A 14,326-nucleotide genomic window follows, 5' to 3' on the forward strand; every position below is an offset into this window, starting at 1 on the left:
AGTAATGCGCCTCGTTGGTGCAAAGTGCGAACTGCCGCACGCCGACGTCCTCGCTTGCACCCTCCATCCCCACTGGCTATCCGGCCTGTCGACTAATTATTTGCAGACGTCATCCGTTCTCATTGGTGAAAGGCGCCGGGCAAATTCCGGCCACAGCCGCATTCCCAAAGCCTTGCGCGGTCGGCGAAGACCGCGTCCTGCACGCCTTCCCATGGGGCGTGACGTCACAAAACCGATTCCACTTGCAAGCCGATATCAGGCAGGAAACCTCATGACCGACGCGTTCGAACTCCCAAGCACACTGGTCCAAGCCCTACAGCGCCGTGCGGCCCTGACGCCGGATCGGGTGGCCTTGCGTTTTCTTGCCGACACGCCGGATCAGGCGGTAGTCCTCAGTTATCGCGAACTGGATCAGCGCGCGCGAACCATTGCCGGTGCGTTGCAAGCCGAGGCGGAGTTTGGCGATCGCGCGGTCCTGTTGTTTCCCAGTGGTCCGGATTACGTTGCCGCGTTTTTCGGCTGCCTGTATGCAGGCGTGATCGCGGTGCCGGCCTATCCGCCGGAGTCGGCCAAACGTCATCATCAGGAACGCCTGCTGTCGATCATCGACGATGCCCAACCGCGCTTGCTGCTGACCAGCGCCGATCTGCGCGACGCGTTGCAGCAGATCGAAGGCGCGCCGCCGCTGCTCTGCGTCGACACTCTCAATGTTGAACTGGCGGATCGTTGGGTCGAACCAAACCTCGAAGGCAACCACATCGCCTTCCTGCAATACACCTCCGGTTCCACCGCGGTGCCCAAAGGCGTGCAAGTCAGCCACGCTAATCTGGTGGCCAACGAAGTGCTGATTCGCCACGGCTTTGGCATTGATCTGAACCCTGATGACGTGATCGTCAGCTGGCTGCCGCTGTACCACGACATGGGCTTGATCGGCGGTCTGTTGCAGCCGATTTTCAGCGGCGTGCCGTGCGTGTTGATGTCGCCGGCGTACTTCCTCGGCCGGCCGCTGCGCTGGCTGGAAGCGATCAGCGAGTACGGCGGCACCATCAGCGGCGGACCGGATTTTGCCTACCGGCTGTGCAGCGAGCGGGTCAGCGAATCGGCGTTGGAACGGCTCGATTTGAGCGGCTGGCGTGTGGCGTACTCCGGTTCCGAACCGATTCGTCTCGACACCCTGGAGCGCTTCGCCGAGAAATTCGCCCCATGCGGATTTACCCCGGACAGTTTCATGGCGTCCTACGGCTTGGCCGAAGCGACGCTGTTTGTGGCTGGCAGCCCTCGTGCTCAGGGCATTGGCAACCTGCGCGTAGACGATCAAGCTCTGGCGCAACATCGCGCGGAATCGGGCGAGGGCTGCGCGATCATGAGTTGCGGCTTCAGCCAGCCGGATCACGCGGTGCTGATTGTCGATCCGGTTGCGCTCACTGAACTGGCCGAGAATGCTGTCGGTGAAGTCTGGGCCACCGGGCCGAGCATCGCCCTCGGCTATTGGCGCAACCCCGAGGCCAGCGCCAAGACCTTCGTCCAGCACAACGGCCAGACCTGGTTGCGCACCGGCGACCTGGGGTTTATGCGCGACGGCGAACTGTTCATCACCGGGCGCCTGAAGGACCTGCTGATCGTTCGCGGGCACAACCTCTATCCACAGGACATCGAGCAAACCATCGAGCGTGAAGTGGAGGTGGTGCGCAAAGGTCGCGTCGCGGCATTCGCGGTCAATATCGACGGTCAGGAAGGCATTGGTGTCGCCGCCGAAATCAGCCGCAGCGTGCAGAAAATCCTGCCACCCGAAGCGCTGATCAAAGCCATCCGCCAAGCCGTGGCCGAAGCGTATCAAGAAGCGCCGAGCGTGGTGGTGCTGCTCAATCCGGGGGCGCTGCCCAAGACGTCGAGCGGCAAGTTGCAGCGCTCGGCGTGCCGCCATCGTCTGGCGGAGGGCAGTCTCGACAGCTATGCGCTGTTTCCGTCAGCGGCCACGGAGCGTGAAGCAAACACCGAATCCGGTTCTGACCTGCAATCCCTGATCGGCCAGATCTGGTGCGAACAATTGCAGGTCAAACAGATCCATGCCGACGACCACTTCTTCCTGCTCGGCGGCAACTCCATCGCCGCCACCCAAGTGGTTGCGCGTCTGCGTGAAGCACTCGGCCTGGAGCTGAACCTGCGCCTGTTGCTCGAAGCGCCGTCCCTCGGTGCATTCGCCAGCGCTGTGGCTCGGCAACAACAGGATGGTGGCCTGGTCCAAGGCGCGATCACCCCGCTGTCGCGCACCGAAGCCCTGCCGCAATCCCTGGCGCAAAACCGCCTGTGGATTACCTGGCAACTCGACCCGCACAGCAGCGCCTACACCATTCCCGGTGCGTTGCGTTTGCGTGGCGAGCTGGATCAAGACGCATTGCGCGGCAGTTTCCAGCAACTGATCGAGCGCCACGAATCCTTGCGCACGCGGTTCTTCGAGCGTGACGGCGTGGCGCTGCAACAGGTGGATGCCGCCGCCGGGTTGAACCTGCGATTGATCGACATCAGCGGCCTGCCAGCCACCGAGCGTGAAGCCCGCGCCGAGCAAATCCGTGAGGACGAGGCGCGCACCCCATTTGATCTGGAGAAAGGTCCGCTGTTGTGGGTGACGCTGGTACGCCTCGATGATGAAGATCACCAGTTGCTGGTGACGATGCACCACATCATCGCCGACGGTTGGTCGCTGAACGTGCTGATCGACGAGTTCTCGCGCCTGTACGCCGCAGCTTCCCAGGGACAACAAGCAACACTTCCGGCCTTGCCGACGCAGTACGCCGACTACGGCAGCTGGCAGCGTCAATGGCTGGCGCAAGGGGAGGGTGAACGCCAATTGGCTTATTGGAAAACGCGGTTGGGCGATGAGCACCCGACGCTCAATCTGGCCACCGACCACCCGCGTTCGGCACAGCACACTCACAGTGCGGCGCGTCATTCCGTCAAACTGGACGCGACCTTGAGCGATGCCATTCGCCGGACCGCACAGGCGCATGAATCAACCCCGTTCATGCTATTGCTCGCCGGGTTCCAGAGCCTGTTGCACCGCTACAGCGGCCAGCGCGACATCCGCATCGGCGTGCCGAATGCCAACCGTCCACGCCTTGAAACCCAAGGGCTGATCGGCTTCTTCATCAACACCCAGGTGCTGCGTGCCGAAGTGGATTCGCGACAGCCTTTTGTTGAGCTGCTGGCGCAAACCCGTCAGCACGCATTGGGCGCCCAAGCGCATCAGGACCTGCCGTTCGAGCAACTGCTCGAAGCGTTCCCGCAAGCCCGCGAACAAGGCCTGTTCCAGGTCATGTTCAACCACCAGCAACGGGACTTGAGCGCACTGCGCCGGCTGCCGGGATTGCTCGTCGAAGAGTTGCCGTGGCACAGCCGCGAAGCCAAGTTCGACCTGCAACTGCACAGCGAGGAAGATCAAAAGGGTCGCCTCAGCCTGTCCTTCGACTACGCCAGCGAACTGTTTGATGGGGCGACCATCACCCGTCTTGCCGAACACTTCAGCAACCTGTTGCACGCCATTTGCGAACAGCCCGACACCGCCATCGGCGACCTGCCGTTGCTGACCTCAAGTGAGCACGATCAGCAAACGGCCTGGAGCGCGGCGCCTTGCACGCCGGCCAGCCAATGGCTGCCGCAACGGCTCAACGAACAGGCGAAACTGACACCGGAACGCACCGCCCTGCTGTGGGACGGTGGCGCCATGGACTTCGCCGACCTGCACAGCCGCGCCAACCGCCTCGCGCATTACCTGCGCGACAAAGGTGTCGGCCCGGACGTGTGCGTGGCCATTGCTGCGCAGCGTTCGCCGCAATTGCTGATCGGCCTGCTGGCGATCATCAAGGCTGGTGGCGCGTATGTGCCGCTGGACCCGGACTATCCGGCCGAACGCCTGGCCTACATGCTCGGCGACAGCGGCGTCGAGTTGCTGCTGACCCAGACCGGGTTGCTTGAACGTCTGCCGGCCACCGAGGGTGTCAGCGTGATTGCCATGGACGCGCTCAACCTCGACGGTTGGCCGAGCCATGCGCCGGGGCTGCATTTGCACGGTGACAACCTCGCCTACGTGATCTACACCTCGGGCTCCACCGGTCAGCCGAAGGGCGTCGGCAACACTCACTCGGCGCTGGCCGAGCGACTGCAATGGATGCAAGACACCTATCGCCTGAATGACACCGACGTGCTGATGCAGAAGGCACCGATCAGTTTCGATGTGTCGGTGTGGGAGTGCTTCTGGCCGCTGATCACCGGCGTCCGTTTGCTGATGGCCGGCCCCGGTGAACACCGCGACCCGCATCGCATTGCGCAGTTGGTTCAGCAATTCGGCGTGACCACGCTGCACTTCGTACCGCCGTTACTTTCGTTGTTCATCAATGAACCGCTCACCGCTGAGTGCACCAGCCTTCGCCGCATCTTCTCCGGCGGCGAAGCCTTGCCGGCCGAACTGCGCAACCGTGTGCTGGAACAATTGCCCGCCGTGCAACTGCACAACCGTTATGGCCCGACCGAGACCGCGATCAACGTCACCCACTGGCAGTGCACCACGGCCGATGGCGAGTGTTCGCCGGTTGGCCGTCCGTTGGGCAACGTCATCTGTCGCGTGCTCGACAGCGACCTCAACCCCGTACCGGCCGGCGTCCCCGGCGAATTGTGCATCAGCGGCATCGGGCTGGCGCGTGGCTATCTGGGGCGTCCGGGCCTGACTGCCGAACGCTTTGTCGTTGATCCGCTGGGCGAGCCGGGCGCACGTCTGTATCGCACCGGCGACCGTGCGAGCTGGACTGCTGACGGCGTGATCGAATACCTCGGCCGTCTCGATCAGCAGGTCAAATTGCGCGGCTTCCGTGTCGAACCGCAAGAGATTGAAGCGCGGTTGCTGGCGCAGGAGGGCGTTGCACAAGCCGTGGTGCTGGTGCGCGAGACGGCAGTCGGCGGGCAGTTGATCGGCTACTACACCGCCACAGAAACCAGCGAAACCGAAGACGCCCAGACAACACGCCTGATCACCGCGCTGGCGGCCGAGCTGCCGGAATACATGGTCCCGGCGCAGCTGATGCGTCTGGCGCAAATGCCCCTGAGCCCGAGCGGCAAGCTCGACCGTCGCGCCTTGCCCGAGCCGCAATGGCACGTGCGCGAACACGTCGAACCGGTCACGGCGCTGGAGCAACAGATCGCCGCTATCTGGCGCGAAGTGCTGGGCCAGACGCAAATCGGTCTTCGCGACGATTTCTTCGCCCTCGGCGGTCACTCGTTGCTGGCCACACAAATCATTTCCCGCACGCGCCAGGCCTGCGACGTCGAATTGCCGCTGCGTGCGTTGTTCGAGAACCGTGAACTGGGCGCATTCGCCGAGCAGGTTCGGCTGATTCAGGTCAGCGGCCAGACCAACGAGCAACCGCCGATCGAGCAGGTCGACCGCAGCCAACCGGTGCCGCTGTCCTATTCCCAGCAACGCATGTGGTTCCTCTGGCAGATGGAACCGGACAGCCCGGCGTACAACGTCGGTGGCATGGCGCGGCTGCGTGGCGTACTCGATGTCGGGCGTTTCGAAGCGGCGCTGCAAGCGTTGATCATGCGCCACGAAACACTGCGCACCATGTTCCCGAGCGTCGACGGCGTGGCCCGGCAACAGGTGCATGGGCAAACCGGAATGCGCATGGACTGGAAGGATTTTTCCGCATTGGCGGGTGAAATCCGCGAGCAACGCGTCCAGCAACTGGCTGACGACGAGGCGCATACGCCGTTCGATCTGGAAACCGGCCCGCTGCTGCGTGCCTGCCTGGTCAAGACTGCCGAGCACGAACATTACCTGGTGCTGACCCTGCACCACATCGTTACCGAAGGCTGGGCGATGGACATCTTTGCCCGGGAACTGAGCGCGCTCTACGAAGCCTTCGTCGATGACCGCGAATCACCACTGGCGCCACTGCCGGTGCAATACCTCGATTACAGCGTGTGGCAACGGCAGTGGCTGGCGGCCGGCGAGCGTCAGCGCCAACTCGATTACTGGACGGCGCAACTGGGCCGTGAACATCCGCTGCTGGAACTGCCGGCGGACCGTCCACGCCCACCGGTGCAAAGCCACCGGGGTGAGCTGTTCCGTTTCGACCTGAGCGATGACCTGGCGGCACGCATTCGGGCCTTCAATGCGCAAAACGGTCTGACCCTGTTCATGACCATGACCGCCGCGCTGGCCGTGCTGCTTTACCGCTACAGCGGCCAGACTGATCTGCGCATCGGTGCGCCGGTGGCCAACCGGATTCGCCCGGAAAGCGAAGGGCTGATCGGTGCGTTCCTCAACACCCAAGTGCTGCGTTGCCAACTCGACGGGCAGATGTCCGTTGGTGAATTGTTTGAGCAGGTGCGCCACACCGTGATCGAAGGCCAGTCCCATCAGGACCTGCCGTTCGACCACTTGGTAGAAGCGTTGCAGCCACCGCGCAGCGCCGCGTACAACCCGCTGTTCCAGGTGATGTGTAACGTGCAGCGCTGGGAGTTCCAGCAGAGCCGCACCCTGGCCGGCATGACCGTCGAGTACCTGGCCAACGATGCGCGGGCGACCAAGTTCGACCTTAACCTGGAAGTCACCGACCTCGATCATCGCCTCGGTTGCTGCCTGACCTACAGCACTGATCTGTTCGATGAACCGCGCATCGCGCGCATGGCCGGGCATTGGCGCAATCTGCTGGAAGCGTTGTTGACCGATCCGAAACAGCGTCTCAGTGAACTGCCGTTGCTGGACACCCGCGAACAACAAGCATTGCTCGATAGTCTTGGCGTCGGACCGGGCGAGCATCGCCTCGACCAGTGCATTCATCAACTGTTCCGCGAGCAGGCGCTGACGCGCAAGGAGGCGCCAGCCCTGACCTTTGCCGGGCAGACCCTGAGCTATGCCGAACTCGACAGCCGCGCCAATCAACTGGCCTGGATGCTTCGCGAGCGTGGTGTTGGTCCGCAGGTGCGCGTCGGCCTGGCGCTTGAACGGTCGCTGGAGATGGTCATCGGCCTGCTGGCGATTCTCAAGGCCGGTGGCGCCTATGTGCCGCTGGACCCGGAATATCCGCTCGACCGTTTGCGTTACATGATCGAGGACAGCGGCATCGCAGTGTTGCTCAGCGATGCGGCAATGTTCGAAGCCCTCGGTGAGTTGCCGGCAACGGTGGCGCGCTGGTGCCTGGAAGAGGACACGGCCGGGCTGGTCAATTACCCGACCAGCGAGCTGCCGTTTATCAGTCTGCCGCAACATCAGGCCTACCTGATTTACACCTCCGGTTCCACCGGCCAACCGAAAGGCGTGGTGGTGTCTCACGGTGAGATCGCCATGCACTGCCAGGCGGTGATCGAACGCTTCGGCATGCGCCCGGACGATTGCGAGCTGCATTTCTATTCGATCAACTTCGACGCGGCGACCGAGCGTTTACTGGTGCCATTGCTGTGCGGCGCGCAAGTGGTGTTGCGTGCGCAGGGGCAGTGGGATGCGCAAGAAATCTGCGGCTTGATTCGTCAACATCGCATCAACATTCTCGGCTTCACCCCAAGCTACGGCAGCCAGTTGGCGCAATGGCTGGCGACCCAGGGCGAAACCCTGCCGGTGCGCATGTGCATCACCGGCGGCGAGGCCCTGACCGGCGAACACCTGTCGCGGATTCGCGCGGCCTTCAAGCCGAGCCTGTTTTTCAATGCTTACGGCCCGACCGAAACCGTGGTCATGCCGCTGGCCAGTCTCGCGCCCGAACAGTTGGAAGAAGGCCTGGGCAGTGTGCCGATTGGCAGCGTGATTGGCGCGCGGGTGGCTTACATTCTCGACGCGGATCTGGCGTTGGTGCCACAAGGCGCGACCGGCGAGTTGTACGTCGGCGGTGCTGGTCTGGCGCAGGGTTATCACCAGCGTCCGGGCATGACCGCCGAACGCTTTGTCGCCGATCCGTTTGCCAACAATGGCGGACGCCTGTACCGCACCGGCGACCTGGTGCGTCAGCGTGCCGATGGGTTGGTGGAGTACCTCGGGCGTCTCGACCATCAAGTGAAGATTCGCGGTTTCCGCATCGAGTTGGGCGAGATCGAAACCCGTCTGCTGGAACATGAATCGATCCGTGAAGCCGTGGTGCTGGCCCTCGACGCACCGAGCGGCAAGCAACTGGTGGGTTATCTGGTCACCGAGGTCGCCGAGCAGGACGAAGCGCTACAAGCCGCACTGCGCGAATCCCTCAAGTCGCACCTCAAATCTCAATTGCCGGATTACATGGTGCCCACGCACCTGATTCTGCTCACCAGCATGCCGCTTACCGCCAACGGCAAACTGGACCGCCGTGCATTGCCGGCACCGGACCCGGAGCTGAACCGTCAGCAGTACCTGGCGCCGAGCAATGCACTTGAACTGACCCTGGCCGCGATCTGGTGCGAAGTGTTGAACGTCACGCAAGTCGGTCTCAATGACAACTTCTTTGAACTGGGCGGCGATTCAATCCTGTCGATCCAGGTGGTCAGCCGGGCGCGGCAGCAGGGCATCCATTTCAGTCCGCGTGATCTGTTCCAGCACCAGACTGTGCAGACTCTGGCCGCAGTGGCGACCCGTACCGAACAGGTCACCGCCGAGCAAGGCTTGCTCTCCGGTGAATCGCATCTGACGCCGATTCAGCATTGGTTCTTCGATACCGACATCCCCGAGCGCCAACACTGGAACCAGGCGTTACTGCTGGAACCGACCGTGACGCTGGAGCCTCATCGTCTTGAGCAAGCGCTGCTGGCGGTGATCGAACAGCATGACGCCTTGCGCCTGCGCTTCATCGAGAACGCCGGGCAATGGCATGCCGAACATCAGCCAGTGTCCGATGCGCCAGTGCTGTGGCAAGTCCATGTTTCGTCGATGGACCCATGCACCGCGCTGTTCACCGATGCCCAGCGCAGCCTTGATCTCGAAGCGGGGCCGCTGTTGCGTGCGCTGCTGGTCGATGGGCCTGAGGGACAACAACGGCTGTTCATCGCCATTCACCACCTGGTGGTCGACGGCGTTTCGTGGCGCGTGCTGCTGGATGATCTGCAAACGGTTTACCGGCAACTGGACGCACAGCAGTCGGTCAACCTGCCGGCGAAAACCAGTGCCTTCAAGGACTGGGCGGCGCGCTTGCAGGCGTACGCCGGCAGCGAATCCCTGCGCGAAGAACTGAGGTGGTGGCAGTCGCAACTGGCCGGCCCAAGCGTTAAGTTGCCCTGCGAACGTCCTCAAGGCGGTCAGCAGAATCGTCATGCGCATACCGTCAGTGTGCGCCTTGATAGCGAGCGCACCCGCCAATTGCTGCAACAGGCGCCGAGCGCTTACCGCACGCAAGTCAACGACTTGCTGCTGACGGCACTGGCACGTGTGATGTGCCGCCGGAGCGGCGACGAATCGACGCTGATTCAACTGGAAGGCCACGGCCGCGAAACCCTGTTCGACGAGATCGACCTGACCCGCACCGTGGGCTGGTTCACCAGCGCCTATCCGCTGCGACTGACGCCGATGGGCGGGCAGGGCGACTCGATCAAGGCGATCAAGGAACAACTGCGCGCCGTGCCGCACAAAGGTTTGGGGTATGGCGTGTTGCGTTATCTGGCCGACGACCTCTGCCGACAGGCGATGGCTGAGCTGCCGGCAGCGCCGATCACCTTCAACTACCTCGGTCAGTTCGACCAGAGCTTTGGCGCGGATGCCTTGTTCCGCCCGCTGGATGAAGCGGTCGGCGCGGCCCACGATCCGCACGCGCCGCTGCCCAATGAGCTGAGCGTCGACAGTCAGGTCTACGGCGGTGAACTGGTGCTGCGCTGGACCTTCAGTGCAGAACGCCATGATCCGCAAACTATCTCCGACCTGGCAGACGCTTACGTAAATGAATTGCACAGCCTGATCGAACATTGTCTGCAGGACGAGGCGGGTGGCCTGACACCGTCGGATTTTCCGCTGGCGAAACTGACCCAGGCGCAACTCGATGCACTGCCGGTTCCGGCCGCCGTGATCGAAGACGTCTACCCGCTGACCCCGATGCAGGAAGGCATGTTGTTGCACACCTTGCTGGAGCCAGGTACCGGGCTCTACTACATGCAGGACCGCTACCGCATCAACAGCGAGCTCGACCCTCAGCGTTTCGCCCAGGCCTGGCAAGCGGTGATCGCCCGTCACGAAGCCCTGCGTGCGTCCTTCTGCTGGAACGTCGGCGAAGACATGCTGCAGGTTATCCACAAGCCGGGCAGCACGCCGATCGAATACCTCGACTGGACCGCGATGGCTGAAACCGCGCAAGAGCCGACGTTGCAGGCACTGCTGAAAAGCGAGCGTGAGGCCGGGTTCGATCTACTCAATCAGGCCCCGTTCCATTTGCGCTTGATCAAGGTCGGCGCGGCGCGTTACTGGTTCATGATGAGCAACCACCACCTCCTGATCGATGCCTGGTGCCGCTCGCTATTGATGAACGATTTCTTCGATATCTACACCGCTCTCGGCGAAGGACGCGAAGCGCAATTGGCCGTACCGCCGCGTTACCGCGACTACATCGGCTGGCTGCAACGCCAGAGCCTGGCGGAAGCGCGGCAGTGGTGGAAAAACAACCTGCAAGGCTTCGAACGCACAACGCCGATCCCGAGTGATCGACCGTTCCTGCGCGAACACGCCGGCGCCAGCGGTGGCATGATCGTCGGCGACCGCTACACCCGGCTCGATGCCCGTGACGGTGCGCAATTGCGTGAACTGGCGCAGGCGCATCAGCTGACCATCAACACCTTCGCCCAAGCGGCGTGGGCGCTGGTGTTGCGGCGCTTGAGCGGTGATCGCGACGTGCTGTTCGGCGTCACCGTGGCCGGGCGCCCAGTGGACATGCCGCAGATGCAACGCACTGTGGGGCTGTTCATCAACAGCATTGCGTTGCGGGTGAAAATGCCCGAAGACGATCAGCGTTGCAGCGTGCGCCAATGGCTCGGCGGTTTGCTCGACAGCAACATGCAGTTGCGCGAGTACGAATACCTGCCGTTGGTGAGCATTCAGGAACACAGTGAATTGCCCAAAGGTCAGCCGCTGTTCGACAGCCTGTTCGTATTCGAGAACGCCCCGGTGGAAGTGTCGGTGCTGGACCGTGCGCAAAGCCTTAACGCGACCTCGGATTCGGGCCGCACCCACACCAACTTCCCGCTGACAGCGGTGTGTTATCCGGGCGATGACCTGGGCTTGCACCTGTCTTACGACCAGCGTTACTTCGACGAATCGACCATCGAGCGCATGCTCGGTGAGTTCAAGCGCTTGCTGCTGGCGCTGGTCGACGGGTTCCACGGTGACATGGCCGACTTACCGCTGCTGGGGGGCGAGGAGCGGGACTTCCTCGTCCACGGTTGCAACCAGAGCGAACACGACTACTCGCTGGAACAGAGCTATGTCGCGTTGTTCGAAGCGCAAGTCGCGCAGCATCCGCAGCGGATCGCTGCGAGTTGCCTCGATCAGCAACACAGCTACGCCGAACTGAACCAGCGCAGCAACCGCCTCGGTCACGCCCTGATCGCTGCCGGTGTCGGGCTGGATCAACCAGTGGCGTTGCTGGCCGAGCGTGACCTCGATTTGCTCGGCATGTTCATTGGAAGCTTCAAGGCCGGTGCTGGTTATCTGCCGTTGGATCCGGGCCTGCCGAGTCAACGTCTGAGCCGGATCATCGACCTGAGTCGCACGCCGTTGCTGGTGTGCACTCAGGCCTGCCGCGAACAGGCGCTGGCGTTGCTGGACGAGTTCGGTTGTTCCCAGCGGCCTAAATTGCTGGTCTGGGAAGAGGTGCAGGCGAGCACTGTTTCGGAGGCCAATCCGGGCGTTTACAGCGGGCCGGATAACCTTGCCTACGTGATCTACACCTCGGGCTCCACGGGTTTGCCCAAAGGCGTGATGGTCGAGCAGCGCGGCATGCTCAATAACCAGTTGAGCAAGGTGCCTTACCTGAACCTGAGCGATGCCGATGTGATCGCCCAGACCGCTTCGCAAAGCTTCGATATTTCGGTCTGGCAGTTCCTCGCCGCGCCGCTGTTCGGTGCCCGGGTGGACATCGTGCCGAACACCATCGCTCATGATCCACAGGGCCTGTTGGCGCATGTTTCGGCGCAAGGCGTCACCGTGCTGGAAAGCGTGCCGTCGCTGATCCAGGGCATGCTCGCCCAGGAACGCATGAGCCTCGACGGCCTGCGCTGGATGCTGCCGACCGGTGAAGCGATGCCGCCGGAACTGGCGCACCAATGGCTGTTGCGTTACCCGGAGATCGGCTTGGTGAATGCCTATGGACCGGCGGAATGCTCGGATGACGTGGCGTTCTTCCGTGTCGACCTGGTCTCGACACGCGGCAGCTATTTGCCGATTGGTACACCCACCGACAACAACCGTTTATACCTGCTCGATGGCGCGCTGGAACTGGTGCCGTTGGGCGCGGTAGGCGAGTTGTGCGTGGCCGGTACCGGTGTCGGTCGCGGCTACGTGAGTGATCCGTTGCGCACGGCGCAGGTGTTTGTGCCGAACCCGTTCGGCGCGCCGGGGGATCGGTTGTACCGCACTGGCGACCTGGCCCGTCGTCGCAGTGACGGCGTGCTGGAGTACGTCGGGCGTATCGACCATCAAGTGAAGATTCGTGGATACCGCATCGAACTGGGGGAAATCGAAGCGCGCCTGCACGAACAGCCGGAGGTCCGCGAAGCGGCGGTGGGGGTGCAGGAAGGGGTGAACGGTAAACATCTGGTTGGCTATTTGGTTGCGGCTGATTCAGCCTTGAGTCCGAGCGAACGACTGGAGCGGATCAAGCAACGACTGCGCGCCGAACTGCCGGAATACATGGTGCCGCTGCACTGGTTGTGGCTGGATCGCCTGCCGCTTAATGCCAACGGCAAACTCGATCGCAAGGCGCTGCCAGCGCTGGAGATCGGCCAGTTGCAGAGCCAGGACTATCTGGCGCCACGCAATGATCTGGAGCAGACGCTGACGGACATTTGGGCTGAGGTGTTGAAAGTCGAGAAGGTCGGTGTGCGCGACAACTTCTTTGAGTTGGGTGGGCATTCGTTGCTGGCGACACAGATTGCTTCGCGGGTGCAGAAAGCGCTGCAAAGGGATGTGCCGTTGCGAGCGATGTTCGAGTGCAGCACGGTGGCGGAGTTGGCCGAATACATTGATGAATTGGCGGCGAATGACATCACCGAGGAGAAGGTGGATCGGCTGAATGACCTGATGGCGGAGTTGGAAGGGTTCTGATTCTTTAGGGGCTGGTAAGGCCTCATCGCAGGCAAGCCAGCTCCCACATCTGATCTGTGTTTGCAGAACCAATGTGGGAGTGAGCTTGCTCGCGATGGGGCCGGTACAGACACTCAGAGTGTTGACTATGGACCCACGGCAGCCCAGTCTCCCCACTCCAGTTTTCACCAAGGAAACAGTCAATGCCCTTCGCAACGATTGATGGTCAACCCCTCCATTACCTGGATCAAGGCACCGGCCCGGCGGTCCTGCTGGCCGGCAGTTACCTGTGGGACCAGGCCATGTGGGCCCCGCAAATTGCTGCCCTGTCACCGCACTACCGGGTCATCGCTCTGGACCTGTGGGGCCACGGCGAATCCGGCTCGCTGCCCGCAGGCACGCAATCGCTGGACGACATTGCGCGCCAGGCCTTGGCGCTGCTCGATCATCTGGATATTGATCGCGTCACGCTGGTTGGGCTGTCTGTCGGTGGCATGTGGGGCGCGCGGCTGGCGCTGTCCGCACCGCAGCGAATCAACGGTCTGGTGCTGATGGACACCTACCTCGGGGTCGAGCCGGAACCGACTCGCCAGTACTATTTCTCGTTGTTCAAGCAGATCGAAGAAACCGGCGTGATCTCGGCGCCGCTGCTCGACATCGTGGTGCCGATCTTCTTCCGTCCAGGCATCGATCCGCAGTCGGCGCTGTATCAGGAATTTCGCGCGAAGCTGGCCGCGCTGTCGCCGCAGCGTCTGCGTGAAAGCGTCGTGCCGATGGGGCGGATTACGTTTGCGCGGGATGATCTGTTGCCGCGTCTGAGGGCATTGAGTCCTGAAACCACGCTCGTGATGTGTGGCGATCAGGACAAGCCGCGGCCGCCGTCGGAAGCGAAGGAAATGGCTGAGCTGATCGGGTGCCCGTCTGTGCTGGTGCCGGAAGCGGGGCATATCTCCAGTCTGGAGAATCCCGGATTTGTCACGGAGGCGCTGCTGAAGTTTTTGGCTGAGAGGAATTAGTTAAATTTGCCGGCCTCATCGCGAGCAAGCTCGCTCCCACAGTTGATCGCATTCCCCTGTTGGAGCGAGCCTGCTC

The 14,326-nt window shown here is 62.5% G+C and carries 2 protein-coding genes; both read left to right on the top strand.

Annotation, left to right across the window (positions count from 1 at the left end; all coding sequences use genetic code 11):
- The first annotated feature begins 271 nt into the window (after positions 1–271).
- Positions 272–13,255, top strand: coding sequence for a non-ribosomal peptide synthetase (locus tag H8F22_RS23095; protein WP_194940723.1), 12,984 nt, complete (start codon positions 272–274; stop codon positions 13,253–13,255).
- Positions 13,256–13,437: 182 nt separating this feature from the next.
- The gene (locus tag H8F22_RS23100; protein ID WP_194940724.1) at positions 13,438–14,250 is read left to right on the top strand and encodes an alpha/beta fold hydrolase; all 813 of its coding nucleotides are present in this window, start codon (positions 13,438–13,440) and stop codon (positions 14,248–14,250) included.
- Positions 14,251–14,326 lie beyond the last annotated feature (76 nt).

This window comes from Pseudomonas mucoides (assembly GCF_015461845.1).
Lineage (GTDB): Bacteria > Pseudomonadota > Gammaproteobacteria > Pseudomonadales > Pseudomonadaceae > Aquipseudomonas > Aquipseudomonas mucoides.

Bases quoted from the DNA above. Each gene is read 5' to 3' on its own strand.
- H8F22_RS23095 (WP_194940723.1), top strand. From the start codon at position 272: ATGACCGACGCGTTCGAACTCCCAAGCACACTGGTCCAAGCCCTACAG.
- H8F22_RS23100 (WP_194940724.1), top strand. From the start codon at position 13,438: ATGCCCTTCGCAACGATTGATGGTCAACCCCTCCATTACCTGGATCAA.